Annotated in this window: 21 protein-coding genes and 2 rRNA genes; 15 read left to right on the top strand and 8 right to left on the bottom strand. The window is 58.0% G+C overall.

From position 1 onward, the window contains the following. Positions 1-272: 272 nt before the first annotated feature. The 3 genes from trpD to HDF12_RS06080 all read left to right on the top strand — a co-directional run bounded on the left by trpD (position 273) and on the right by HDF12_RS06080 (position 2,132). The gene (trpD, locus tag HDF12_RS06090; RefSeq protein ID WP_179581680.1) at positions 273-1,307 is read left to right on the top strand and encodes an anthranilate phosphoribosyltransferase; all 1,035 of its coding nucleotides are present in this window, start codon (positions 273-275) and stop codon (positions 1,305-1,307) included. 39 nt (positions 1,308-1,346) lie between these two features. Then, complete coding sequence (locus HDF12_RS06085; RefSeq protein ID WP_179581679.1) at positions 1,347-1,688, top strand: L-rhamnose mutarotase; 342 nt, start codon at positions 1,347-1,349, stop codon at positions 1,686-1,688. A gap of 84 nt (positions 1,689-1,772) precedes the next feature. Next, positions 1,773-2,132: a YbjQ family protein gene (locus HDF12_RS06080; RefSeq protein WP_179581678.1), complete on the top strand. Its 360-nt coding sequence runs from the start codon at positions 1,773-1,775 to the stop codon at positions 2,130-2,132. Between the two features lie 60 nt (positions 2,133-2,192). Here HDF12_RS06080 and HDF12_RS06075 read toward each other — a convergent pair whose 3' ends face one another. Beyond that, a complete protein-coding gene (locus tag HDF12_RS06075; protein WP_179581677.1) occupies positions 2,193-3,284 on the bottom strand; it encodes a class I SAM-dependent methyltransferase in 1,092 nt (363 codons plus the stop codon). A 241-nt stretch (positions 3,285-3,525) separates the two neighbouring features. On the opposite strand from HDF12_RS06075, the gene HDF12_RS06070 reads away from it, so the two are divergent. From HDF12_RS06070 to HDF12_RS06060, 3 genes are all read left to right on the top strand, one after another. Next, positions 3,526-3,942, top strand: coding sequence for a VOC family protein (locus HDF12_RS06070; RefSeq protein ID WP_179581676.1), 417 nt, complete (start codon positions 3,526-3,528; stop codon positions 3,940-3,942). Positions 3,943-3,960: 18 nt separating this feature from the next. Further along, positions 3,961-4,398: a VOC family protein gene (locus tag HDF12_RS06065; protein WP_179581675.1), complete on the top strand. Its 438-nt coding sequence runs from the start codon at positions 3,961-3,963 to the stop codon at positions 4,396-4,398. Between the two features lie 130 nt (positions 4,399-4,528). After that, positions 4,529-4,798, top strand: a complete 270-nt coding sequence (locus HDF12_RS06060; protein ID WP_179581674.1) for a hypothetical protein — start codon at positions 4,529-4,531, stop codon at positions 4,796-4,798. Positions 4,799-4,867: 69 nt separating this feature from the next. On the opposite strand, the gene HDF12_RS06055 is transcribed toward HDF12_RS06060, so the two are convergent. Together HDF12_RS06055 and HDF12_RS06050 are read right to left on the bottom strand one after the other, a co-directional pair. Next, positions 4,868-6,607, bottom strand: a complete 1,740-nt coding sequence (locus HDF12_RS06055; RefSeq protein WP_179581673.1) for a hypothetical protein — start codon at positions 6,605-6,607, stop codon at positions 4,868-4,870. A gap of 128 nt (positions 6,608-6,735) precedes the next feature. Then, positions 6,736-8,823 carry a S53 family peptidase gene (locus HDF12_RS06050; protein ID WP_179581672.1) on the bottom strand — a complete coding sequence of 696 codons (2,088 nt, stop codon included), beginning with the start codon at positions 8,821-8,823 and terminating at the stop codon, positions 6,736-6,738. 416 nt (positions 8,824-9,239) lie between these two features. On the opposite strand from HDF12_RS06050, the gene HDF12_RS06045 reads away from it, so the two are divergent. Further along, on the top strand, positions 9,240-9,854 hold the full coding sequence (locus tag HDF12_RS06045) for a thymidine kinase (protein ID WP_179581671.1): 615 nt from the start codon (positions 9,240-9,242) through the stop codon (positions 9,852-9,854). A 103-nt stretch (positions 9,855-9,957) separates the two neighbouring features. Here HDF12_RS06045 and HDF12_RS06040 read toward each other — a convergent pair whose 3' ends face one another. Further along, positions 9,958-11,505 carry a S10 family peptidase gene (locus HDF12_RS06040; protein WP_179581670.1) on the bottom strand — a complete coding sequence of 516 codons (1,548 nt, stop codon included), beginning with the start codon at positions 11,503-11,505 and terminating at the stop codon, positions 9,958-9,960. A 92-nt stretch (positions 11,506-11,597) separates the two neighbouring features. Between HDF12_RS06040 and HDF12_RS06035 the strand changes: the two genes are divergently transcribed. From HDF12_RS06035 to HDF12_RS06015, 5 genes are all read left to right on the top strand, one after another. Continuing rightward, on the top strand, positions 11,598-12,125 hold the full coding sequence (locus HDF12_RS06035; protein WP_179581669.1) for a superoxide dismutase family protein: 528 nt from the start codon (positions 11,598-11,600) through the stop codon (positions 12,123-12,125). Positions 12,126-12,196: 71 nt separating this feature from the next. Continuing rightward, entirely contained in the window at positions 12,197-13,012 is an 816-nt protein-coding gene (locus HDF12_RS06030) for an RNA polymerase sigma factor (protein ID WP_257025375.1), read from the top strand. Position 13,013: 1 nt separating this feature from the next. Beyond that, on the top strand, positions 13,014-14,024 hold the full coding sequence (locus HDF12_RS06025) for an anti-sigma factor family protein (RefSeq protein ID WP_179581668.1): 1,011 nt from the start codon (positions 13,014-13,016) through the stop codon (positions 14,022-14,024). Next, the gene (locus HDF12_RS06020; protein ID WP_179581667.1) at positions 14,021-15,268 is read left to right on the top strand and encodes a B-box zinc finger protein; all 1,248 of its coding nucleotides are present in this window, start codon (positions 14,021-14,023) and stop codon (positions 15,266-15,268) included. The genes HDF12_RS06025 and HDF12_RS06020 overlap by 4 nt, the downstream gene beginning before the upstream one ends. Positions 15,269-15,271: 3 nt before the next feature. Continuing rightward, the gene (locus HDF12_RS06015) at positions 15,272-17,092 is read left to right on the top strand and encodes a DUF4097 family beta strand repeat-containing protein (RefSeq protein ID WP_179581666.1); all 1,821 of its coding nucleotides are present in this window, start codon (positions 15,272-15,274) and stop codon (positions 17,090-17,092) included. A gap of 49 nt (positions 17,093-17,141) precedes the next feature. Here the strand turns inward: HDF12_RS06015 and HDF12_RS06010 are convergent, their stop codons facing one another. Further along, the gene (locus HDF12_RS06010; protein ID WP_373563850.1) at positions 17,142-18,068 is read right to left on the bottom strand and encodes an SAM hydrolase/SAM-dependent halogenase family protein; all 927 of its coding nucleotides are present in this window, start codon (positions 18,066-18,068) and stop codon (positions 17,142-17,144) included. A 191-nt stretch (positions 18,069-18,259) separates the two neighbouring features. Here HDF12_RS06010 and HDF12_RS06005 point away from each other — a divergent pair, with 191 nt between their 5' ends. Then, the gene (locus HDF12_RS06005; RefSeq protein WP_179581665.1) at positions 18,260-20,101 is read left to right on the top strand and encodes a gamma-glutamyltransferase family protein; all 1,842 of its coding nucleotides are present in this window, start codon (positions 18,260-18,262) and stop codon (positions 20,099-20,101) included. Positions 20,102-20,797: 696 nt separating this feature from the next. Here HDF12_RS06005 and HDF12_RS06000 read toward each other — a convergent pair. Next, the gene (locus HDF12_RS06000; protein ID WP_179581664.1) at positions 20,798-21,112 is read right to left on the bottom strand and encodes a hypothetical protein; all 315 of its coding nucleotides are present in this window, start codon (positions 21,110-21,112) and stop codon (positions 20,798-20,800) included. Between the two features lie 578 nt (positions 21,113-21,690). Between HDF12_RS06000 and HDF12_RS05995 the strand changes: the two genes are divergently transcribed. Together HDF12_RS05995 and HDF12_RS05990 are read left to right on the top strand one after the other, a co-directional pair. Beyond that, positions 21,691-22,416: a DUF899 family protein gene (locus HDF12_RS05995; RefSeq protein ID WP_179581663.1), complete on the top strand. Its 726-nt coding sequence runs from the start codon at positions 21,691-21,693 to the stop codon at positions 22,414-22,416. Between the two features lie 51 nt (positions 22,417-22,467). Beyond that, positions 22,468-22,857, top strand: a complete 390-nt coding sequence (locus tag HDF12_RS05990; protein WP_179581662.1) for an MGMT family protein — start codon at positions 22,468-22,470, stop codon at positions 22,855-22,857. A 455-nt stretch (positions 22,858-23,312) separates the two neighbouring features. On the opposite strand, the gene rrf is transcribed toward HDF12_RS05990, so the two are convergent. Both rrf and HDF12_RS05980 read right to left on the bottom strand, forming a co-directional pair. Beyond that, positions 23,313-23,429, bottom strand: a 5S ribosomal RNA gene (gene rrf, locus HDF12_RS05985). Between the two features lie 158 nt (positions 23,430-23,587). Continuing rightward, a 23S ribosomal RNA gene (locus tag HDF12_RS05980) occupies positions 23,588-26,538 on the bottom strand. Positions 26,539-26,887: the final 349 nt, after the last annotated feature.

Below are 26,887 nucleotides of genomic sequence, written 5' to 3'. Positions count from 1 at the left end.
CACAGCGGGTCAACTGTTGATAAATCGCCAAGTCACTCTTCGAGCCGGGATAAGTAACGATAAGTCGGTTTCTCGGTAGTAACGAAGCGACATCCCGCAAAACGACGTTATCGCTAACTCTGCTTGCCTAGCATTTCAAACTGGCCCACAACCGGTTTCCCCACATCACGTTCACCCCCGAATGTTCTCGCCCAGCAAACCAGCCAACATCGGATCGCCAGAACGAACACTCAAGGCCCGAGAGCCAGCCCCCACCTGCTACGCTTTATTTAATGCCGCCCCAGCCTCATCTCAAACAAATCATCGAAGCCCGTACTCCCCTTACCCGCGAACAAGCCCGCGACCTCATGCACCACATCCTCGCCGGCGACCTCACCGACGTCGAGATCGCCGCCCTCCTCGGAGCTCTCGCAGCCCGCGGCGAAACCGCCTCAGAGATCGCCGGCTTCGTCGACGTCATGCGCACAGCCGTCACCCCCATCCCCCTCACCAACGCCGAACGCATCAATCTAGTCGACACCTGCGGCACCGGAGGCGACGCCAGCGGCACCTTCAACATCTCCACCGCCGCCGCCCTTGTCGCCGCCGCAACCCCAGACGCAAACCTCATGGTCGCCAAACACGGCAACCGCGCCATCACCTCGCAGACCGGCTCAGCCGACGTCCTCGAAGCCCTCGGCATCCCCGTCGACCTCACCCCCGAGCAAGCCGCAACCGCTCTGCGCACCCACCACTTCGCCTTCCTCCACGCCCCCAGTCTTCATCCAGCCATGAAGGCCGTCATGCCAGTCCGCCGCGCCCTTGGAGTCCGCACCGTCTTCAACATCCTCGGCCCCCTCACCAACCCCGCCGGAGCCTCCGCGCAGGTCATGGGCGTCTACGCCGCGTATCTCGTTCCCATCGTCGCCGAAGTCATGTCCCTCCTCGGCACCCATCACGCCTTCGTCGTCCACGGCAGCACCCTCCGCGAAAAGGGTCTCGACGAGATCTCCATCAGCGGCCCCACCCAGCTAGCCGAAGTCCACGACGGCGCCGTCACCATCGCCACCGTCACCCCCGAAGACCTCGGCCTCCAGCGCGCGCCCATCGAGACCCTCCAGGGCGGCAACGCGCAGACCAACGCCGCCATCCTCACCGCCATCTTCTCCGGCGAGCAAGGCCCCCGCCGCGACATCGTCCTGCTCAACGCCGCCGCCGTCCTCGTCGCCGCAGACCTTGCTCTCGACCTCCCCAACGGCATAGCCCTCGCCGCGAAAACCATCGACTCGGGAGCCGTCACCCGACTCATCGCCAACCTCCGCGTCTGAGTCAAGCAACAAGCATCGAGCAACAAACAAGGGAGCCCCATGAACTCAGAGCACCCCACCAAACAAAGAGTCTGCTTCCTCCTCCAAATCAAGCCCGACCGCCTCGACGAGTACCGCCGCCGCCACGCCGCCGTCTGGCCCGACATGATCGCCGCCCTCCAGCGCACCGGCTGGCACAACTACTCCCTCTTCCTCACCCCAGGCGGCCAGCTCATCGGCTACCTCGAAACCGACGACTTCCAGCTGGCCCAGACAAGAATGCGCAACGAACCCATCAACGCCCTCTGGCAGTCGGAGATGAAGGACTTCTTCGTCGAAACCAACGGCAAAGACCCCGACCAGCTCATGTCCCCCATCGACGAAGTCTTCCACATCGACTAGCCGGCAACTCACATCGACACACACGCCGGAACCAAATCCCACCTCAATCCGTATCTTCTCCAGCAAGTCAGGAGCCTGCTCCAAATGTCGACCTACCCGCCGCCCGCAAACTCCATCAACCCGGCCTTCGTCACCTCTGCCCTCGAGCTCCCCGGCTACCGCATCGTCCAGAACCTCGGCATCGTCCGCGGCATCGTCGTCCGCTCGCGCAACATCGTTGCCACCATCGGCGCCGGCCTCCAGACCATCGTCGGCGGCGACATCACTCTCTTCACCGAACTCTGCGAGAAGACCCGCCAGGACTCCTACGCCATGATGACCCTCCACGCCGCCCAGCTCGGTGCCAACGCCGTCATCGCCTTCCGCTACGACGCAAACGAACTCATGAACGGCGTCACCGAAGTCCTCGCCTACGGCACCGCCGTCGTTGTCGAAAAGCAATAAATAAAGCTGACGGCAGAGCAGTAAAAGCCGCCGTCCCTCTTCATCAACCTCGCGTCTCCATCAACCTCGCGTCTCAAACACCATATTGAACGGCGTCTCCGCAGCCTTGCGGAAGTGCGTAAGACCTCCCTCCCGCACCACCTTCTCGATCCTCGCCGGCCCCGCCTGCGCTCCCAACCCCAGCCCAACCTCCTGCGCCAGCGAGCAAGGCACGCAGATCGTCGCCGAAGCCGAGTAGTAGATTCGCCCCACCGGATTATGATTCGCCGCCGTATCGTCCTGGGCAGACGGCTCAACAATCATCCAGGTGCCACCCGGCGCCAGCGTCGTCTTCACATGCTTCGCCGCCCCCGCCGGATCGCCCATGTCATGCAGGCAGTCGAAGAACGCCACCAGGTCATAATCCTTCCCCGGAAAATCCTTCGCTGAAGCCACAGCAAACGTCACGCGATCCGCCACCCCCGCAGCCTCCGCCTTCGCACGAGCCTTCTCGATCGACGGCCCATGATAATCAAACCCAAAAAACTTCGAGGCAGGATAAGACTTCGCCATCAGCAACGTCGAAGCTCCATGCCCGCAGCCGATATCCGCCACCCGCGCCCCCGCCTTCAGCTTCGCCTCCACTCCCTCCAGCGCAGGAATCCAGCTGGAGACAAGATTCGCAAGATAGGACGGCCGGAAGAACCGCTCACACCCTTCAAACAGCCCCTTCTCATGCTCGTGCCAACCCATCCCATTGCCCGTGCGATAGATCTCCGTCAGCTTCTCTTCATCCTTCATCACCGAGGCCATCATGTGATAAAACCCCGGAAGATGCACCGGCGTATCGTCCAGCGCCAGCACCAGCGCCTGCTCCGGCGTCAAAAAATAGGTCCCCTTAGCGGCGTCAAACTCCATCAGCTTCCCAGCAGTATTCGCATTCAGCCACTCCCGCACATAGCGCTCCGCGGTGCCCGTCTTCTTCGCCAGCTCCGCCGGAGTCACGGGCTCTCCATCCCCCATCGCCCGATAGAGCCCCAGCTTGTCGCCAATCAAAATCAGCGGGGCCTGCATCGCAGCACCCATATCCTGAACCACACGCCCCAGAAGCGCATTCAACGCATCCGGATTAATCTCTCGCCCCTGTGGGGTCGCCTGCTGTGTCGTAGCCATCGCAATCTCCTCGGAAAAAATTGATTCGGGGTTCGCGACAGCAGTTCTAAGTTGTGCGCAGGAGTAGTCGAGAGCAAGCACACGAGCCGGCACATGATGTCGCGCAGATTCCCGGGCCCACCAACTGCCGAGGAGCATACTCGGACACCCTCCCCAGCGTCAACGTCGGCGCCTAAGCCCCTCCATCCCGCATCCCCGGAATTCCCGTGTATATACTCGTCTTAAAATCAAGGAGGCATTCATGGCCCGAGTCACCGGCATTGGCGGCATCTTCCTTCGCGCACGCGATCCCAAAACCCTCTCCGCCTGGTACGCCAAACACCTGGGCCTCACCCTCTCCGAATACGGCGGCGCCACCCTCCTCTGGACCGACGAGATCCCCGCCACCACCGGAATGACCATCTGGTCTCTCTTCCCCGAAGACACCCCCTACTTCGGCAAGGGCAACGAGAAAGGCCCGCAGCAAGCCATGGTCAACTATCGCGTCGACAATCTGGATGAACTCCTCGCCCAACTCGCAGAAAACATCCCCATCGATCCCCATCGCGAAGACTCCGACTACGGCCGCTTTGCCTGGATCACCGACCCCGAAGGCAACCGCATCGAACTCTGGCAACCCCTCGTCGCCGTCGAAAAGAAAGAAGAGCCTCCCGCATAACCAACAGGAGCCCGCCCTATGACCGTCGAAACCTATCCGGAAAAACTCGCTCCCAACATCCAGCAGGTAGTTCCCTTCCTCTGGGTCTCGAACCTCAACGCCTCTCTCCGTTTCTACGTCGACGGCCTGGGCTTTGAAAAGACCAGGGAGTGGATTGACCACGGCAAGCTTCGCTGGTGCTGGCTTCAACTCGAAGGCGCAGCCCTCATGCTCCAGGAGTTCAGCCCCGAAAGACGCCCACCCGGCAAACTCGGCGAAGGCGTCTCTCTCTGCTTCCAATGCAAAGACGCCCTCGCCATCTACCACGCAGCGCTCTCACAAGGTCTTCAGCCCCAACGCCCCTTCGTTGGCAACGCGATGTGGGTCACCATCCTCCCGGACCCCGACGGTTACAAACTCGACTTCGAGAGCCCCACCAACGCCCCGGAAGAATCCCTCTATCCCATCGAAAAGTAGCAACCTCAGAGTTGACCTCACGCGAAACCCGCCGCGCTAAAGCCTCCGCGTCTGCATCCGATCGGTCCATACTGATCAGGACAAACCAGCTCCCCTGGTCCTTGAACTTATCCATCCACAAGGAGATCCCATGCCCGACGAAAGCAAGAGCTACCCGATCGAAGAAGCCATTCGCGCCCAGAACGCGCTCCGTAAACTCGCAGGCCTGGGAGCCGAAATGTTTCCCATCCAATCTTTCGTCGGCATGATCAGCGACGAGATTGAAACTCTCCGCAAGCAGGGGCACACCGATCAGCAGATCGCACAAACAATTGCCGCCAGCTCCAAAATCGATATCACCGCGACTGACATCACGACCCACTACGCATCACCAGAAGACCGCCATCAGCCCCACGAATAGCAGCCATACGGTCCTCTCCAGCCAGACGAAATGAAGGGCGGACGTTCGTCAGAACGCCCGCCCTTTGCCTCAATGCACTTGGTAAATGAACGTACCCCAGTTGGTGTATTTGGTCCGTGGGCGAGAGAAAGTATTCGGGATATACTCTGCAGCCATCCAGAGGTCTCCATTCGGACTCACCATCGCCGCGGAATAATCGCCCCAGCGACCCACTCCTGCGCCCCCAAACTCCGGGTAGCCAGAGAAACCGTCGTCCGGTGTCTGACCAATGCCGGCCAGATGCACCTTGGGCGAAACGCTCCCCTTGCTGAAATCAACGTAACCCGTACTTGGAAAGTAGTTCGCGCCCGTAAGGCTGAAGGCGATCACGCCATTTCCTGCAGCGTTCACCGCGAATGCGGGGTACATGACCGAACCATCGTCGATCCCTATAAGTCCCTGCTTCCATATCTTCGCCGACAGAGAAGCAAAGGTAGCATTCGGCTCGATCGCGAACCAGGCAGCACCCGATCGCGGTCCCGTGGTCTCCTTCGGCTCAAGAAGCACTGTAGTCAAGGCCGTGTAAAGTTTGCCCTGTGAGTAAAACACCTGCTGCAGGCGGTCATCGCCCGTGTCGATCGCCTCTTCAGGCTCTCCCAGGGATTCACCAAGTGGATAGCTTCCAGGTCTCTGTACCGCGGGAACCGGTTGCCCATACTCCTGCGTTGTAATAACCGTCACTTGCAGGTTCAGGTTAGGCACACTTCCATTCAGACTCTGAGTGTTGGTGAGCGACCACACTGCCAGACGGTTGTCCACCGTTCCGGTGAAGTCGAGCGAACTAACAAGGTACTCCGTCCCGCGATTCTCTGTGGTCGAGGTTCCGGGCGAAGGAAACGAAGGCTGAATCGAAAACGCCTGCCCTTCTGCCACCGGCAGACCGTCAAAGCCTGCAGCGGAAACGCTCGACGAACCTGCGATCAGGTCGCGCTTGCTGACCGCAATCAGCAGTGCCGTCTGAAAGAACCCCGTCGTGTTCGAGTACTCATTCGTGTTCAGATACACACCATCCTTGTTCAGTCCCAGCAACGGCTGGTCACCCAGGCACGGGCACTGACCAAAACTCGCGTCAGAGACATCGATGGACTGCACCGTGTAGCTGCCCAGAACGTCGCTCGTATCGCTGACCGCAACCAGCACCTCCGACCCTCCGCTCAAATTCCCCGCAGGCGTGGTGGCGTATTCGAGTATCGTCACGAACCAGCGTTTCGACTCCCAATCATAGAACGCACGTGGATCGGACAACTGATCCGTCGTGCCGTCCTTATTAGGTGCGGTCGGCACGCCAAAGAACGCATTCAGACTCACCGGCGGCGTCAAAGCAGCTCCCGTCTTCGTGAACACCCGCAGCGCCAGATTCACCGGCTCCAGAATATCCTCTCCGTTGGTCGCAAGACCTTGGTCGGGAGGTTCCACAACAAATCCGTTGGCTTCTCCGGAGTCCGTCGAGTCGAGAGCGTCGAAGCCGGAAAACGTCTTATCGGGAGCCACTATAGGAAAGCCGCCAAATACAAGACCTGCGCTCGTCGCTTGATTCAGCTCCACATGAGATCTGCCGACGAACGGCTTCGGCATCTGCTTCCGCATAGCCCTCGGCTTCATCGCATAAAGCCCTGAAGTCTCAGGAGCCTCAGCCAGCGCTCTGGCCTGAGCCATACTGGTCGTTCCCTTCTTGTGTACATCGATGTGCTTCTGTTGAGTGGCATGAAGCGAGGGGGTGATACCCAACGCGGCGGAGATCGCCCAGGTTAACAAACGGGAAACATTCATAATTGTCCTCATTGAGTATTCAAAGATGGACGTACTTCCGGCCGGAGCCTCTGGCGGATCGTTTCGCCTGAGACCTCCGGCCCGGATAACAACTAGATAAAACCGACCTGAAAAATCTACTCCTGCTTCTACTGCACAGCCTTGACAACGTCGTTGATGAACGTCGCTCCATTCGGTGTACCCAGTCCAGTCACGTTGTCCCAGCCGGGGCCCGTGACCAGCGACGAGTCCGTCCCGAACGTCAGCACGTCCCAGCGAGTCGAACTCGGGCTGTTGTACAACGCACTCACAAACAGCTTCGTGTTCTCCAACGGTTGCGCCAGAGCAGACTGACTCTCAAAGATCGGACTGTTCGGCGGATCGATGATAAGTCCCGATACGTTCAGCAGCGTATCGACTGGTGTCACATTGACGTCTATGATCGCACCCTCAGACAACTCATAAAGAATCGGCGCAGCCTGTCCAAGCGGCGCTCCGGCAGCCTGGTTCGCGATCGCCCAGTAGCCGGAGAACATCGGGCAAGAAAGACTCGTCCCCCCGAACACCAGCACTTGAGTCCCGTGAGCAGGAACTCCATCGGGCGAAACAACGACCTCGTTGCCGGTCTGTGGGTCCGCATTCATAGAGATATCCGGCAGCAGGCGGAACTTCCCCTTCAGGCTCTTTTGGAACTTAGGTTTGGCATAGACAACGCTGGTGCCTCCCCCCGAACCAGACTGAAAACCAAAGAGGAGTGGAGGAATCACCGGAGGATTCGGATTCGCGTTGGCGATTCGCGCAAGGTTCAAACCCCATCCCGTCTGCAGTTTGATGTTGTTGTGGGCGTCCAGAAACGTACTCGTGCCGCCAACCGCCGTCGCATACGGAGAGTCGGCATTTGCGTTGACAGAGACCGCGTTGATGCCGAAGTCGGCATTATTCGTGATCAGTTCATCCCCGCTATCGCCGGTAGATACGTTCAGCGAGATGCCCAATGCCGCAGCGATCTGCGCAATCCCGTTCTCTACCACCAACTCCGACGGATCTAACTCCTTCAGCGCTATCTCTGAAATCCCGAAGCTGTTCGAGATCACGTTGCCATATCCATTCTGGATCGCAGCAAGGTTGGAAAGATCGAGGTTGGTAAATGAGTTGTCTGCTCCCAACACCAGGACGATATTGGCATTCGGCGCAATCGCGTGTGCCCATTCCACGTCCAGCGTCGTCTCGTACTGCCAGTTCCCCGCAATGCATCCGTTGGTAGCTGTGCAGGTAGCCGGCCCAGTCGGCTCCACGATCTGGAAGTTCGATGGCGTGAGCGCAGGTAATCCATTCAGTTGAGAAAACAGATTGGCATCTGACACGATACTGTTCGAGCCAAAGGCATCGACAATAACGATGGTCTGCCCGGCCCCATCCAGGCCCTTCTTATAAAGCGGCTTCAGGCCGTACGCCTCTTGGATCTCAGCCGCATCGTAGCCGCACGGCGGCAGGTTAGGCGGTTTGGCATTGGTAATGCTCGCCCCATACAGGTTGCCCGCGTAGAACGCCTCCGGAAATCCGCCGTCCGTCTTGAAAACCTTCGACGCAGCCCCACGGAGACAGTCCGCGCTGTAGAACAGTCCATCGGCGCCAACCGCGGATGGCGAAACCCCCTCATAAGGCACGCCGCTCTCCGGGTTGACGGAAGGCTTCACCAGCGCTCGATATTTGAGATCGCTCAGCCCCTGCACCGTAGCCACCAGCGGAGCCGCTTCTCCTGTAACCGAAGCCTCCGCCGTGTTGGCATGGTGAACCTCTCCGTTCACCATCACCCGGTTGATCTTCGTATTGAAAGCCGCCTGCGCGTCCCCAACCCGGCCCTCAGCCACAACAAACCGATTGTTCTTCTCGGTCGACTTGACCTTCAGATTGTGAGCCGCCAGATATTCGCGAACCACACCGGCTTCCTTCGCAGTCGGCGCGTACTGCTCGTTGAACTGCTTCAGCGTCAGAAAGTGATGATAGCTCGCTGACTCCTTGTCATACATCTGCTGAACCGCCGTATCCAAAGCGGCCTTGTTATGCGGATTCAGCCAAACAGTCACTGAAATCTGCTTCGACTCGTCTTCTGGGCCCAGGTTCGTCTGGCCGGCCGTGGCAGCAAATGCCGAACCCGCCGTCAGCGCCAGAACTCCAAGCGCAGCGGCGAAGGTAAGGCGAGGAGAGACATGATTACGAAAGTAGTGCTGCGTCATAGCTAAAATCCTCGTTGAATTGGGTTTGTCTGTCTGGAGCAGTTGTGGGAGGAGCGTGGGAGAGTACAACCAAAGTGGGATTGCAAGGCTTCGTCGTTGGTGCGCTGTGTCGTCGGTGGATGGATACTACGGTTGCCCCAAGGCTGCGGTCAAGCGTCAAAATCGTTTTTGCGTGAGGCAAAAAAAACTTCACCAAGCTGTCACATCTTTGAGATCAGAAAAACACGCTGCCAAATCACCGCGTCTACCACGCAATCCACCACGTTCTCACCACCAAAAAACCACAATCAAAACGCCGTTTTTCCCAAAACCCCCAGCAAAAACCACATTTCTCCCGGCAAAAAAATTACTCCCCGGAAATCCACCGCAAGCGCCGTTTAGGATAACCAGAGACCCCCAACAAAGGCCTCCGCACAATGACCCACCCCATCCCAGGCAGAATCGAAACCATCGTAGGCCCCATGTTCTCCGGAAAATCCGAAGAGCTCATCCGCCGCCTCAAACGCGCCCGCATCGCCCGCCAGCGCGTCGCCTGCTACAAGCCCGACATCGATCTCCGCTACCACCGCACCTCCATCGCCAGCCACAGCTCCCAAACCCACGAAGCCAGCACCGTCACCAATGTGGAGCACCTCAAAGCCTCATTATTGCCTCAGTTAGACACCATCGACGTCATCGGTATCGACGAGGCTCAGTTCTTCGACGACACCATCCTCCCCCTCACCGTGGAGCTCGTTCACCTAGGCAAACGCATCATCATCGCAGGCCTCGACACCACCTTCAACGCCGAGCCCTTCGGCCCCATTCCCGCTCTCATGGCCATCGCCGACGAGGTCACTAAGCTCTCCGCCGTCTGCATGGTCTGCGGCGCCCCCGCCATCCACACCCAGCGCCTGGGACAAAGCCAGGAGCTCGTCCTCGTAGGCGCCGCCGGCCTCTACGAAGCCCGCTGCCGCACCCACTTCGAGCCCTTCCTCGACGACCAGCACACCGAGCAACTGGAGTTCCTCTCGATCCAAAGCAGCAGTTGAAGCCGAGCAACGCGAGGCCCACAACAGCCACTCAGCCAAGACAAGGTACACCCGCCACGAAGTGGCCGCCCGCCGCGCAGGCAGCCCGTCCGGCAGGACCCTGTCAGTGCTTCGACACCATCTCCATCACATCCTTGCGCAGCGCCAGCGAACTGGCTGGCCGCGCATAGTACATGTGCCCACCGGGGTACTCATGCACCTGCACCCGCGTCGGATCGCCCATCGGCGGAATCTGGCTCACCGTCAGCACCGACCCCATAAACGGACAAGACAGATCCGCCCATCCATGCGCAATCACTACGCGCAGCTTCGGATCGGTAGCCACCGCAACCCTCAGATCTGTCGCAGAAGCCGACCCCGAAAACGCGCCATTCCGCCCGCTGTTATCCCATATTCTGTTCACATCGAACGACAGCGCGTTATAGCTCGCATCCGTCTTCCAACCAACCGTGCGAGTCACAAAATCCACCATCGCCGTAGTCGTCGGCGCAATAATGCTCAACAGAATCGGGTCCTGCGTCTCCTGCGTCGGGTTGTAAGGAAACGGATCGTAAGCCGTCACATTCGGGTCATAGCGACTCCCCAGCTTGCCCGTCTCACGAAACTCTTCCCGCAGAAACGCCTGCGTCTCCAGCCGCCCACCCGACTGCTTCACAAACGTCGGATCAAGCCCCGTCAGCTCCGTCACCCTCTTCACCAGACGAGGCGTCGCCGCCGGATCGCTGTTGCCCTTCATCAAATCCACCGCATACTCGCCGCGCGTGTAGTCGATCACCTCGGCCATACTCTCGTTCGTCAGCTTCCCTTGTCGCTCATAGTTCGCCGCAACGATCGAAGGCAGCGTAATCATCCATGGAATCGGCGAGATATCCTGCGAACCAGCCTGCGGAGCGAGCGCCGGCGAAACCAGCACCAACCCATTCACCGCGACTCCAGTCTGCGATTGCAGGTAAGCCGTCAGCCTCGGCCCGCGATACCCCCCGTAGCTCTCGCCCACAATGTACTTGCGAGACTGCAGCCGCCCGTTCTTCACCAGCCAGTCGTAGATGTTCCGCGACAGATACGCAATATCCTGGTCCGGGCCATAGAACTGCTTCTTCGACTCCTCCTCCGACACGAGCGAACGAGAAAACCCCGTCCCGATCGGGTCGATGAACACCAGATCCGTAAAGTCCAGCCAAGTCCCTGGATTATCCAGCAACGTAGCTGGATCCGACGGACTCTGCCCCTCCGCCCCGAACGCCACCCTCTTCGGCCCAATCGCGCCGAGGTTCAGATACACCGAAGCCGCACCGGGTCCGCCATTGAACGCAAACGTAACCGGCCGGTCCTTCCCCTCAACAACGTACGAGGTATAGACCACCTCCCCGCTCAGCGCGCCTTTACCATCCCGCACCGGCAGCGTACCTACGGTCACGGTGTAGTGCAGCGTCTTTCCCTCAAACTGCATCGTCTGATCCACGTGAGCATCCGCCGGCAGGGGTGGCAGTGTGACCGACAGTCCCGGTGTAGCTGCGGGTTTCGCATCCACCGGCTTCGTATCCGGCGCGGTCTGCGCAGCCGCAGAGAGAGCAACCACAGCAGAAAAAATCGTTGGAAGGAACGAAAAAACAAGCAACTTCGTCAGGATCGAGGACCGCGTTGAAATCATGATCCAAATTTTTACATAGATGTTTCGAAACAGCGCGCAACCCAAACAAATACTTCGCTATTCTCATGTGTAGGTCTTTCGGAGAAACAGCCATGCGCAACATCCTCGCCGCCATCACTCTCAGTCTTCTCGTCGTTCCAGCCTTCGCCAAACCAAAAGACGCCGTTGTCGTCCCCATCAAGACCGCCACCGGCGAGGACGCAGGCACCGCAACCTTCAGCCCTACGAAGAAAGGTGTCCACATCAAGCTCGACCTCAAGAACCTTCCCGTGGGCGAGCACGGCGTCCACATCCACGCCAAACCGCTCTGCGAGGCACCCGACTTCAAGACCGCCGGTGGTCACTTCAACCCCGAGAATAAGCAACATGGCTTCCAGAACCCCATGGGACACCACGCGGGCGACCTGCCGACCAATGTCACCATCGGCGAAGGCCATCTCGGCCAGGCCACCTTCAACGTCGACTATCTCTCCATGGACCCCTCCGCCGCCAACAGCATCCTCGCCAACGGTGGCACCTCCATCGTCATCCACGAGAAGGCCGACGACATGAAGACCGACCCCTCCGGCAACTCCGGCAACCGCATCGCCTGCGGCGTCATCTCGGCTCCTACCCCCTAACCCTCATCCACTGTCCATCTTTGAACAAACCGGAACGCCCATGCGTATAGCAATGCATGGGCGTTTTACACATGACGATTCCAACCGCGAGCCGGTACACAGAGCTCAAAGTTGCGACGCGCCGTCTGCCCAGAATCCCCACGCAGCACATCTCGCAGCCAGCTCCCAAGGCCGTCGAGAACCCACATATCCAACAGCAACAAATCAATCCAGCGCCCGTTCCACGCGGTACACTTCTCCCACCGACAAAATCACTTGAGGCGAAGTTGGAGCGTACCCCAGAACAGGAAGCAGCGCAGGAAGCAGTCGCCAAACTGGTACGCCAGTGCATGGCCGGCGACTCGCAGGCCTGGCAGCAGCTGGTTGCCTCCCAGCATCGCCGTATCTACGCCATCTGCTACCGCTTCACTGGCTCAGGCACCGACGCCGAAGACCTCACTCAAGAAGTCTTCCTGAAGCTCTACAAGAACCTCTCCAGCTTCGATACCCAGAAGGGCAGCTTCCAGACCTGGATCACCACGCTGGCCCGCAATCTCCTGGTCGACCACTTCCGCCGCACCCGCCTCGAGCGCGCCTCCGAGTCCCTCGACGCCACCTTTGACGGCGAAGAAGACGGTCCCACCATGGCCGACCGGCTCGCCGACCCCCGGCCCTCTCAGGAACATCATGTCGCCGGTCTCGAGCTCAAAGTTCGCGTCCAAAACGCGCTAAAGCAGCTCTCCCCAGAGCTTCGCGAAGCTGTTATCCTCCGCGATCTCGAGGATATGGATTACAAAGAGATATCACAGGTTCTCCGCATACCCGAAGGTACGGTAAAAAGCCGCATCAGCCGCGGTCGCGGGGAACTAGCAAGGCTTCTGCAACGTATAGAAGGGCAGGTGGTTTAAAGTGGCAGACTTCAACCAATTCGGCAGCGTCAAACCCGGCGCACCCGGCGATCCTCAGCACTGCGCGCAATGCGAAGCAATGCTCGTGGATGCACTCGACGGTACCCTCTCCGCAGCAGATCGGGCCACCTTCGACACCCACATGATCGGCTGCCCCAGTTGCGCCGGCCTGCTCGCCGACGCCCAGCGCGGAGCCGCCTGGATGGAGATGCTCAAGTCTCCCCGCCCCGAACCCCCCGCCACCCTCTTTGAGAGCATTCTTGCCCAGACGAGCGGCAAAACCGCCCTCGGCCCCGCCAAAGAAGACCAACCCCCGATCGTCCTCGGCCGAACCGACTACCTTCGCACTCCGAATACGCTCCTCAGCCATCCGACTCTGCTTCCCTCCGCGTCAGGCAACCTCGCAACCAATCCCTTCGCCTCTGCCAAGGTGCTTCCCTTCCGCACTCGCGTCACCTCCGGGCTCCGCTCCTTCGGCCAGACCATGCTGCAGCCGCGCTTGGCAATGACTGCTGCCATGGCCTTCTTCTCCATCGCCCTCACCATGAACCTCACCGGGGTCCGCCTCAGTCAGCTTCGCGCCAGCGACCTCAAACCCTCCAGTATCCTGCGTAGTTGCTACGAGGCCAAAGCCAAGGTAGTCCGTTACTCCGACAATCTTCGCGTCGTCTACGAACTTGAATCGCGCGTCCGCGATCTGCAGCGCTCTTCCGACGATGAGGGATCCGCCGGAACGACCAGCACCCCAACCAACCAGAACGACTCGTCCCAGCCAAACAGCAAGCCAGCTGGCACCCAGCCGAATGATCCAAAGGATCAGAAGCCCGGCCAGAAAAATGACCAGAAGCAGAACAGCCCCAAACCCAACCCTGGCTCCAGCCGTCGCGAAACCCCCGGCGGCAATATCCAGCTAGTAGCGTCAGTTAGTACCCGGGCCCCTCTCCCCTTCCAGTCTCAGAATTTTGTTGTCTTTACTCCCAGTGTCATTAAGTCGGAAGGGGGATTGGTATGACTTGCGCAAACCATCCTGAACGTGAACGTGTTGCTTTCTGCCAGAACTGCGGCAAGCCACTCTGCCAGGAGTGCACCCGCACCGTCGGCTCTGCTGTCTTCTGCGAACCCTGCCTCGCCGCCAAACTCTCAGGTGCCGGAGCCCCACCACCCGCTGCCGGCTCTTACGCCTATAGCGGAGCGGAAGCCGGCGTAAACTACTCTGCCGGCGGAGTCATTCCGCCCCCCATCCCGCCGGGAGCACCAAACCCCGGCCTCGCCGCACTCTTAGGCTTTATCCCCGGCGTAGGTGCAATGTACAACGGCCAATACGCCAAGGGAGTCGTGCATCTGGTCGTCTTCGCGATCCTCGTCAGCCTCGCCGACGAGCACGGTATCTTCGGGCTCTTTATCGCCGGCTGGGTGTGCTACCAGGTTATCGAGGCCTACCACACCGCCAAAGCCCGGCGAGACGGCACCCTGCTCCCAAATCCCTTCGGCCTGAACGATCTCGGCGAACGCCTCGGCTTCGGAAAGTCCTGGCCCGGCACAGCCCAATCAGGCTCAGCCGCCCCCTTCGTTCCGCAAGGAACCGCTCCGACACCCGACGTCCCAAACTTCCCGCCCAGCAGCCCCTACACCCCACCGCCCTCCGGCTATCCGCCCCAGCAGCCGCCCTCCGCCGCCTGGGGAACTCCTTGGGAGAACTACGCCCCACCCGTACCCCCGATCCCGCCCTACGGCGCTCCCGCCTACCCGCTAGATCCTAGCCTTACGCCATCGCGTAACCGCTTTCCCGCCGGCGCCCTCTGGCTGATTGGCCTCGGCTGCATCTTCCTGATCGGCAACGCAGGCCTCTTCCACCACTTCCCCATTCACCGAATCATCCCCTTCTTCCTCATCGGACTCGGCGTCTGGCTCTTCGTCCACAAGATGACCGGCACAGGGAACGGCCTCTCAGATGACGGCACCCCCGCCTACCAATACCGGCTCTTCAGCGCCTTGCGCGGTTCCATCTGGGTCATTCTCGTTGGTATCCTCTTCCTGCTCGACTCCTTCGACATTCTGTCCTGGTCCCATAGCTGGCCGCTCTTCATCATCGTCGCCGGCCTCATGGCAGTCTTTCAACGCACCTCTTTCAACTCTGCCGCAGCCGTAGCCTACCCTTATGGGGTTCCTCCGGCCTCCCCGGTCGCTCCACCCCCACCGGCCCCTCCAGGCACCAGCATCGTCCCCTCCAACCAGCACGATCAGGAAGGGAGCTAGGCCATGGGAAGTTATCCTCCTCCACCCTATCCGCCACCGCCCGGCCCACCCTACGGAGGCGACTGGAAGTATCAGCGCCGCGTCCTCAAAGAGCAGGCCCGTGCCCAGCGCGACATGGCCCGCGCCCAGCGTGACGCCTACCGCTATCAGGCCCGCAGCCTCCGTCGCAGCTCCATCCTTGGACCTCTGCTGCTCATCACCATCGGCATCCTCTTCTTGCTGGTGCAAACCGGTCGCGTCGCAGCCCACAGCCTCTGGGACTGGTACGCCCGCTTCTGGCCGATCCTCCTCGTAGGCGCCGGCGTCATCATGCTCCTCGAGTGGGCCTACGACCAGTACATGCAGTCCGATGACACCCAGCCCCGCTATCGCCGCCGACTCGGCGGTGGTGTCTTCGCCCTGCTCTTGATCTTAGGCATAACCGGGATCGTCTTCAGCAGCGTACGCAACGGCAACGGTCACAGTTACGTGCTCAACGGTCTCAACCTCAATCAAGATAATCTCGACGAATTTCTCGGCGACAAACACGAGAGCGACCAGATGCTCTCGCAATCGTTCCCCGCAAACAGCGGCTTCACCGTCGATAACCCGCGCGGCGACGTCTCCATCTCAGGCACCAGCGACGACAACCAGATTCACATCTCCGTCCACAAAGAGGTCTACACTCGTTCCGACTCTGACGCCGACAGCAAAGCCAAAAAACTCAGTCCGAATCTGACCAACACCGGAGATAGCCTCTCTCTCTCCATGCCAGCCATCGACGGCACCCGCGCCGACCTCACGATTACCTTGCCGGCGACTGCACCTGTAGTTGTCTCCGCCAACCACGGCGACATCCACGTCAGTGCACTCAAGGCTCCGCTTCAGGTTACCGCCAACCACGGCAACATCGAGCTCACCGGCATCACCGGACCCGTCGTTACTCACGTCAACAACAGCGACTCCGACCTCTCCGCACACAGTGTCTCCGGCCCCCTCGCCATTCAGGGTCGCGGCCATGACACAACACTCTCTGACCTCACCGGCCCGGTCACCATGAGTGGAGACTTCTTCGGTACCACGCACTTCGAACACATCCGCGGCCCCATCAAATTCCACACCAGCCGCACCGATCTTCAGTTCGCCCGCCTCGACGGCGAGATCGATATCAGCCACTCCGATATCACCGCCAGTGAAGCCGTCGGCCCTCTTACGCTCACAGCGGGCAACCGCAACGTGACCCTGGAGCGGGTCGCCGGCGATGTCACCGTCACCAATCGCAACGGGTCGGTTGACCTCACCAGCGCACCCCCTCTCGGCAATGTCACCGTCGAGAATCGCAACGGCTCCGTCAACCTCACCCTGCCCGAGCAGGCCAACTTCGCCTATCAACTCGACGCCACCAACGGCGACATCGAGAGCGACTTCTCCGAGATTCAAATCCCCGATGGCGGCCTCCAAAAGAAGACCATCAACGGCACTGCAGGCAAAGGCGGCCCCCTCCTGCATATCTCCACCAGCCAGGGCGACATCTCCTTGAAGAAGGGGAGCATCATGCCGCTGCCCCCTCTGCCTCCCATGCCAAAGATCACCGCCATGCCGGAAGATGCACGCCAGGCTATTCAGGACGCGAAGCGGGAGGCGCAGGACGCCGCCCGTGAAGGCAAGCAGGCTGCGGAAGAGGGTAAGCGCGAAGCAAAGCAGGCAGCAGATGAAGCGAAACGCCAAGCCGACGAAGCGAAGCGTGAAGCCAAACAAGCTGCCGACGAAGCGAAACGGGAAGCCAAACAAGCTGCCGACGAAGCCAGACGCGAGGCCAAACAGCAGAAAGATCAAAACCAATAGTTCCCGTGACTGCTAACGACACCCGCACCACTTCACTGCAGGTTGAATCTCATCTCTTCGCAACAATCGAGATTGGAGTCGAGGCCCTGACTCCGTAGGTATCGGCAAAACTGTTTTGATTGATACCGAGGCTGAGCCGCCCGCGCGAATCAATGTAAGCCAGTGGTTTCCCAACCGCTACGTCGCTGAAGGTCTTTACAAACGGCAGCTGGTAAAGGTGATCGCCTACCTGCACCGGCACGATATCCCCCACGCGATACCCAAGCTTCGCAAACGTCTCAGCCGGCACGTTCAGCACAAGGTTTCCAAAGGGCCCGTCGGTTCCAATCACCTCACCATGCAGACCAGAAGCATCCACCACTGCGCTTCGAAGATTGAGCCTTACCAGACTCGCCACCTCCACCGCCGGGCCAGCCTTCGTCCAATCATCGCCTCGCGCAAGATGCGCTCCCGCCGGAGAAAAGATATCTCTGCCATGAAAGGTCGAAGAGGTCTTCGCCCCGATCATCCACTCCGGATTAGTGATCTGTCTCGCACCGTCAATTCCGTCCCGATCCTGGATCAATGTCAGCAGGCCGTTATCCGGCAATACAAAATACTGCCCCGTCTTGGAATGAGCGATGATGGCGCGGCGCGTACTTCCCACCGTTGGGTCGATGACCACAACAAACACCGCATCCTTCGGGAAGTATGGCGAAGATCCCGCAAGAAATCGCGCACCCTCTGCAATGTCGTACGGCGTCGCCTGATGCGTGATGTCAATGATCTGTACCCCAGGCGCCACGCCGTTCATAACCGCCTTACAGATTCCGACAGCATCGTCCTTCACATCGAAGTCCGTCATGAAACCAACCGTCCGCAGCGCAGTTTCACTCGAGCCGCTTTGGGCCGAGACTTCGCGGACAAGACCCGTCCATGAGAAGCCCGCCACCAGCAACAGAACACAAATCTTCTTGAACAAATCGAGTCGTCTCACCAACAACCTCACAGGAATCAAATAGGGATCTCTTCAATCATACCCAGTCTGTGGTCAGATACCTTGCGAGCCGGAGATCTTCCAGGCCCTTCCGCCGAATCAAATCGGTCGGTCTTGATATATTGAATATCTCGACAGATGGTTCAACATCATTTGCTGCGTTTCTCTCAATCTCCTTCAGGAGAACTATCGTGCGACGTCGTTCCTTCATCGCTTCTCTTCCGTTGGTTGCCGCTGGGTCTCTCTCCCGCATGCAGCCGAGTCTCGGCCAAAGCCCTGCCGGCAAACCTGAAGAAGGTTCCACTCCCAAATTTCAGCCGGCGGGCGCTGAGCGTTTTATCCGTCCAGATGTTCACGCTGGCGACCGCGTCTCAGGAGCCAGCTTTGCCAGCCGATCCGCCGTCATGGGCTGCTCAGGTGCAGCCGGCACAGCCCATCCGCTCGCGACTCTGACCGCAATCGAGATATTGAAAAAAGGCGGCTCAGCCATCGACGCCGCAGTAGCTGCCAACGCCTGTCTCGGATTTCTCGAACCCACCAGCTCAGGCATCGGCGGCGACTGCTACGCCATGATCTGGGACCCGAAGCTCTCCAAAGTGGTGGGATTAGCTGGCTCCGGCCGCTCGCCGAAGTCACTCACCCTGGAAACAGCCCGCGCCCGCGCCAAAAACGGAGCACTCCCACCCCTCGGAGCAGTCACCGTCTCCACCCCCGGCGCCCTCGATGCCTGGTGGACGCTTCATCAACGCTACGGCAAACTCAAATGGGCCGAGCTCTTCGAACCCGCCATTCACCTCGCCGAATCCGGCGTCCCCGTCCCTCAAATCATCGGGTACTACATCAAGCGAAATCTCGCCGCCTTCACGCGCCCAGGCTCTGGAGTCGAAGAGACCGCAAACGCACTGCACACCTGGGCTCCAAACGGTAAAGCTCCAGGCGAAGGCGACGTCTTCCGTAACCCAGATCTAGCCCGGACCTACCGCCTCATCGCCGAAGGAGGCCGCGACGCCTACTACGACGGCCCCATTGCGAAGACGATCGATGCCTACTTCAAGCGCATCGGAGGCTGGCTCTCCGCCGAAGACCTCCGCGACCAACACGCCGAATGGAACGATCCGCTTGTCACCAGCTATCGTGGTGTCGAGGTCTATGGAATGGCCGCTAACACCCAGGGCCTCGCGACCCTCCAACTGCTCAACATCGCAGAGAACTTCGACCTGCGCAACATGGGCTTTCAATCCGCTCAATCCCTCCACGTTCAGATCGAAGCCAAACGACTGGCGTACGAAGATCGAGCGCGTTACTACGCAGACCCGCACTTCGCAAAGATTCCAATCGAATGGCTCAACTCAAAGGCCTACGCCGCCGAACGAGCAAAACTCATCAAGCTCGGCAGCATCCTCACCCCAGTTCATCCAGGCCAGGCCCCGAGCCACGGAGACACCACCTACTTCACCGTCGCCGACAAAGACGGCCTCATGATCTCTCAGATTCAGTCGAACTTCCGCGGCATGGGCTCTGGCCTGGTAGCCGACGGCTTAGGTTTCATGTTCCAGGACCGCGGCCAACTCTTCTCTCTCCAGGACGGTCATCCGAACATCTACGCCCCAGGCAAACGCCCCTTCCAGACCATCATCCCCGGCTTCTCCACCAAAGACGGAAAGCCCTGGATGTCCTTCGGAGTAATGGGCGGAGACATGCAGCCGCAGGGACAGGCTCAGATCATCATCAATCGCGTGGACTACGGGCTCGACATCCAGGCCGCAGGAGACAGCCCACGCTGGCACCACGAAGGCTCCTCCCAAAGCATGGGAGAAGATCCACCAAACCTCGACCCGAAAGGTATCGTCCGCCTGGAAGCCGGAGTTCCAGAATCCACCCGCAACGCTCTCATTGCCCTCGGTTGGCCGATGGGCCCATCCGACGGCGGCTACGGCCGCTACGAATGCATCGAACACCGCATGAGCGGCTCCGATCGTTTCTACTCCGCCGCCAGCGAGATGCGAGCCGACGGCTGCGCCCTCGCCTACTAGCGGAGAAACTAAGCGGCGAAAGTTCAGACGCTACTCTTCGGTCGCCAGCTTTCCGAAGACATCTCCTACCCACACGTCATCTCGACCGGAGCTACAGACAGACTCATCGTCTGCAGCGTAGTGGAGAGACCCCCCGCATTTTGTCTCTGTCTTTCGCTGTCATGCCGCAGCGCCTTCTGAAGACCAGACGATCAGAGTCCCATCGGAAGATTTTCGAGCATCTTGAGGCCACCGGGTTGTCGGCTTGCTTGAATTGGTGATAAGTTGCCCAGCGTTTCAAAAGACCTCTCGGTCCAATCGTCCGACTTTCGGAATGGGTACATAAGCCGTAAGAGATATCTCAGCTCTTCGTCGCCACCTCCTAAGCGTCCAACTCGACAGCACTCTTGCCAAAGTGCAGTGTGGAATACTGACTCGGCAAGATGTTGAGCCTGCATAGCCTCTAACCAACTAACCGGGTGGGAGCGACGACGAACACCGTGGGCGGAGGTAGCATCTCGTAGACTTTGCAGGGCGTAAATAGCGTCGCCGAGTCTCTTCCGGCGTGTGCCCGGAAAACCTACTAGTTCGTTGAAATCAAGCCCCCGCGACATAAGAATTGCTCTAAACCGATGTTCCTTTCCTGGCTCACCAACAACCGCTTCGACTGTTCTAAAGGAACTGAGTATGACGTTTTCCAGTTGCACTCGATCACGCTCATGCTTCACAGGCATGCTTCTCTGTCGCAAAATGTCGCTTATTCCCGTCGCCAGTGAAAGCATAATCGTGACAGGCGGACTGAAAAAAACTACAGGCTGCAAATAGCCAGTCAGACTGCAACAATATTGGAAGCTGGAAGAACAAAAAGGCGACAAGAATGTCGGGCACCATATAAAAACTCCAAAGCTGGGATTCAAAAGTTCTCTCCAAGAAGAAATCACCATCTCGGCGAGCTCGAATCTTTACCGCTTGAACAAGATCAGCGCCAAGTATCTCGCGGTCACGAACAACTTCTGCGGGAAGCAATTGCAAAGAAAGATCTTCAATACGGCCATGATTTAATTGGGTGAATAGACCTTCGAAGTCGCTTAGTACTCGTCTCGCTGACGTAAGATTGTTTTGCTCAACTTCTATACACAGTCTCCATTGGCCAACGTGGCGACTACGAAGGTCAGATAGTCTGAGGCTCACGATTCGGGAATTCTTGATTCCCGTCGAACACAAAATGTACGGCGGAATATCTTTTTGGTGTTCAAACCAAGTGCCGAGCGAGAATCCCAAGATGATGTAACGTGAGTATCGACGTGGGGCCATAGTTTGAAAGTTTATAACGTACAACAGATCTTGATTTTGAAGGCGCGTGGCCCATATCTAGGAAGGCAGGGCACGTCAAACGAATCACAACTTTGGGGACCCGACCTTCGCACTGCCTCATTGCGCTAAGGTGGGCATTCGAGCGAGGCTCGGAACCCTTCACCCTCACGACATCCAGTACATCTAGCCAACCAATGGCTCTGTCTGCATCCATTGTCGATATGCTGTTGAGGTCGAGCACCTCACCCCGGCCCCCCGCAAGTCCATATCTCGGCTCCGCCTCAAAGGAGAACTGAATGGCAACCAGTGGCACTCTCATCCCAGCAACCGAACTCGCAGCAAAGAACAAATCGCACTTCCCCAATGAAAGCCCCGAGTACCGGAAGGCGCGCAACGCCCTCCTCGCCGAAGAGATCGAACTCAGGCGTCACATCGAGCGAGTCGCAGAGCTGCGCCGTGCATTGCCTCCCGGTGGCACCCTCGAACAGGACTACACCCTAGAAGGCGAAAAAGGCACGGTACATCTGTCGGAGCTCTTCGGCGACAAGCAAACCCTCATCATCTACAGCATGATGTTCGGCCCAGAACGCCAACGCGCATGTCCGGTATGCACCTCTTTTCTCTCCGCGTGGGACGGAACCGCAAGGAATCTCCGCGAACGCGTCTCCCTGGCGGTCTTCGCACGCTCACCCATCCAGCGGCTTCTCGAATTCAGCAAAGAACGAGGCTGGCAAAACCTGCAACTCTACTCCGACAGCAAAGGCGACTACACCCGCGCCTACGTCAGTGCCGACGACGGCGACGTCCCAGGCTTGAACGTCTTTACCCGCCGCGACGGTACCATCCGCCACTTCTGGGGCGGCGAGATCAGTGGCGAGATGGCCGATCCAGGCCAGGATCCCCGGGGCGCCCCGGAGATCGACCTGCTCTGGACATTCCTAGACCTCGCACCCGAAGGCCGCGGAACCGATTGGTATCCAAAGCTCGAATACACACCGGCCCAACTAACCAACATCAAATAAGACACAAACTCATTTGAGTTGTGGCAATCACGTTCTGATAAGGTTCAGCTCATGCGACCCCAGATCGCTCCGCAAAATCTCAAGCGACGCATTCTGAAAGATGCGCTCCGCAAAAATGAGCCACGCGACGCTGCCTTTCGGCGCATCATCCGCTCCGTTCCCAAAGGGAAGGTCTCGACTTATGGCAAGGTCGCTGCGGCAGCCGGCTATCCGCTGTACCACCGGGCAGTTGCAAAGCTATTACGCAGCGCTCCGCTTCACGGACTCCCCTGGCAACGAATAGTAGGGGCAGGCGGCGAGATCAAACTGAAAGGCGATGCTGCCGCAGAGCAACGCCTTCGTCTCAGCATAGAAGGCGTAAAGTTTCGAGGCAAGCGCGTCAACATGGAAGTCTACGAACATACCCTCCGAAGTTGGGACACCTTCGACGAGTCTCCTTGACTCCCAATCGACGATCGCATCCCTCATCGATCTCACCGGTCATCAAATGACACCAGTCATCAAAATCGTATAGACCATCCAGAACAGTCGCCGCAAACCACCTTCAGAGCGCTCGCACCCCCCGGTTGTACGAGCGGAAAGACCACAGGTGACCATAGAAATGCACTCATTCACCAGCAAAACACCACGCTAATGACCACGTTTTACTGCACAGAAATTGTCGTCTTCGTCCCAGAAAGCCAAAAGAATCAAGCCCAAATGCCCAAATGGAACCCGCCAAAACCAAAAATCAACCACAACTCACCACAAACCCCGAAGACCTGTTTTATCCACAGGCAAGTGGTCAGTCCTCCGCTCTTGACTTTTCCAGCCCGCGGAAGCGTGGGAGACGTCCTAAAAGGAACGACCCGGTCAATAAAAAAGCCCCATCCTCGAAAGGATGGGGCTCTGTATTATGCCGGCGATCACCTAATCTCCCACACACTTACGCGTGCAGTACCATCGGCCCAACGAGGCTTAACTTCCGTGTTCGGGATGGGAACGGGTGTGACCCTCGCGGTAAACTCACCGGCAAACTTTAGAAATCTCGCTCTCGCGATCTTCCACAACTGAATAGATTGGGATTAGACGTTTGTTGCATTTACTGCGTATTTTCCAAAAGATATAACTACAAAGCTTGTATTGAATGACTCCAGAACAGTGGACTTTCTCACTGCGCAGAGTAAATTCTATGGACAAGCCGAACGGGCGATTAGTACTGGTAAGCTACATGCATTACTGCACTTCAACCTCCAGCCTATCAACCTAGTGGTCTTCTAGGGCCCTTCATTTCCCTTTTGGGTTGGGAGATCTCATCTTAGAGCGTGCTTCCCGCTTATATGCATTCAGCGGTTATCACAACCGAACTTCGCTACCCAGCCGTGCCCTTGGCAGGACAACTGGAACACAAGAGGTTCGTCCATCCCGGTCCTCTCGTACTAAGGACAGCCCTCTTCAAATCTCCTACGCCCACAGCAGATAGAGACCGAACTGTCTCGCGACGTTCTGAACCCAGCTCACGTACCACTTTAATCGGCGAACAGCCGAACCCTTGGAACCTTCTACAGCTCCAGGATGTGATGAGCCGACATCGAGGTGCCAAACCGAAGCGTCGATATGAACTCTTGGCTTCGATCAGCCTGTTATCCCCGGCGTACCTTTTATCCGTTGAGCGATGGCCCTTCCATACAGAACCACCGGATCACTAAGGCCTGCTTTCGCATCTGCTCGACTTGTAGGTCTCGCAGTTAACCACACTTATGCCTTTGCACTCGACGGTCGATTTCCAAACGACCTGAGTGTAGCTTCGCGCGCCTCCGTTACAATTTAGGAGGCGACCGCCCCAGTCAAACTACCCGTCTTACTATGTCCCTCTCCCGGATTACGGGAGCAGGTTAGAATCACAACAACCGCAGGGTGGTATCTCACCGTTGGCTCCACCGAACCCAAAAGTCCGGTATCAAAGCCTCCCACCTATCCTGCGCAGCAGTGGCCGTAACTCATAGTAAAAGTATAGTAAAGGTGCACGGGGTCTTTTCGTCTAGCTGCGGGTAACCGGCATCTTCACCGGTACTACAAGTTCGCCGAGCAACTCGTTAAGACAGTCGAACGATCGTTACTCCATTCGTGCAGGTCGGAACTTACCCGACAAGGAATTTCGCTACCTTAGGACCGTTATAGTTACGGCCGCCGTTCACCGGGGCTTCAGTTCAAAGCTTCGAGCTTGCGCCCTAACCTCTCCCTTTAACCTTCCGGCACCGGGCAGGAGTCAGCCCCTATACGTCGTTTTTGACTTTGCAGAGACCTGTGTTTTTGTTAAACAGTCGCCGTTCGCGTTTCACTGCGGCCCCTCTGGGCTTGCACCCTGAAGGGCGACCCTTCTCCCGAAGTTACGGGTCTAATTTGCCGAGTTCCTTAACAAGCTTTCACTCGAGCGCCTTTGGATATTCTCCTCGTCTACCTGTGTCGGTTTGTGGTACGGTTCCCAATCTCTCTCCTTAGAGGTTTTTCTTGGCAGCATGAAATCAGCAGCTTTCAGCCATTCGGCTTACTGCTTTACGCCTCACTGTTAAGTCTCTCCGGATTTGCCTAGAGAAACCAGCTTACGCGTATCGAGCCCCATAGCCATAGGAGGCCCTGCTTATCCTTCTGCGTCACCCCATCGTGATAACGAAAAACTGGGAGGTCCGGAATATTAACCGGATTTCCATCGCTTACGCCTTTCGGCCTCAGCTTAGGGACCGCCTAACCCTGAGCGGATTAACCTTCCTCAGGAAACCTTAGACTTTCGGCGTGAAGGGTTCTCACCTTCATTATCGCTACTTATGCCGGCAGGGTCTCTTCTGTAACGTCCACGCATCTTCCCAGTTGCGCTTCATCCACGACAGAATGCTCTCCTACCACGCACACCTAATGGTGTGCATCCGCTGCTTCGGTATACAGTTTTAGCCCCGTTGTATTGTCGGCACCGGACCGCTTGACCAGTGAGCTATTACGCTTTCTTTAAAGGATGGCTGCTTCTAAGCCAACCTCCTGGCTGTCTGAGCGTTCCGACTTCCTTTCCCACTTAACTGTAATTTTGGGACCTTAGCAGGCGGTCTGGACTGTTTTCCTCTCGACTGTGAAGCTTAGCCCCCACAGTCTGACTCCCGGGCTGGTTGTGATCGGCATTCGAAGTTTGATTAGATTCAGTAAGCCGGAAAGCCCCCTAGTCTATCCATGTCTCTACCACCGATCCAAATCACCCGAGGCTAGCCCTAAAGCTATTTCGGAGAGAACGAGCTATAACGGAATTTGATTAGCCTTTCACCCCTACCCTCAGCTCATCCGAGCTTTTTTCAACAAACACCGGTTCGGTCCTCCAGTGAGTGTTACCTCACCTTCAACCTGGCCAAGGGTAGATCATCCCGCTTCGCGTCTATTCCTGCCAACTTATCGCCCTATTCAGACTCGCTTTCGCTGCGGCTCGCTCACGCTTAACCTTGCTGACAAGAATAACTAGCCGGCTCATTATGCAATAGGCACGCGGTCAGACATTCCCTTACGGGCATAGTCCTCCCACTGCTTGTAGGCACACGGTTTCAGGTACTTTTCACTCCCCTCAATGGGGTGCTTTTCGCCTTTCCCTCACGGTACTGGTTCACTATCGGTCAGAAACGAGTATTTAGCCTTACGGGATGGTCCCCGTGGATTCAAGCAGGGTTTCTCGTGCCCCGCCTTACTCAGGTACCTGCTTCGAGTCTGGATCGCTTTCGTCTACGGGTCTGTCACCCTCTTTGGATCTCCTTTCCAGAAGATTCGACTAGCAACCAGATTGGTAACTCTACTTTTGCAGGCCCTACAACCCCCGAACTACCTAAATAGTACGGGTTTGGGCTGTTCCGATTTCGCTCGCCACTACTATCGGAATCGAGGTTTCTTTCTCCTCCTGGAGGTACTGAGATGGTTCACTTCCCTCCGTTCGCCTGTTCCAACCTATGAATTCAGTTGGACATACCCAGGTTTTACCTGGGTGGGTTTCCCCATTCGGAAATCTCCGGATCAACGCGTGTGTGCCGCTCCCCGAAGCTTATCGCAGCTTGCCGCGTCCTTCATCGCCTGTTTCTGCCAAGGCATCCACCGTGCGCCCTTAGTAGCTTGACCATAGAATTTACTCGCACGCAGCAGAGTGACAACCTCTGCAACACTAGAGCTATCTACGTTTGATATAGTCCACGCCTGTGTCGTACAACCTTCATCTCAACTTACGAGAATCCAGTCGGTAACACGAAAATTATTCTAAAGACACTCAATACTGACGACAGCGTCGCTATCAGAAACAACCTGAAAGCTAGCTGCTCAGCCTTGTAGTTATATTTACCCAATCTATTCAGTTGTCAAAAATCATGGAGCGATTCGCATTGCTGCGTCATCACTTCGCGCCCTCGGGCGGCTTGAGCATTCCTGCTCAAGGTTCAATCTCCGGCTCGCAGAGACTCAACCTCAAGCAGAC

Source organism: Tunturiibacter gelidiferens, from assembly GCF_013410115.1.
Classification (GTDB): domain Bacteria; phylum Acidobacteriota; class Terriglobia; order Terriglobales; family Acidobacteriaceae; genus Edaphobacter; species Edaphobacter gelidiferens.
This window is presented reverse-complemented; position numbering and strand designations above follow the sequence as displayed.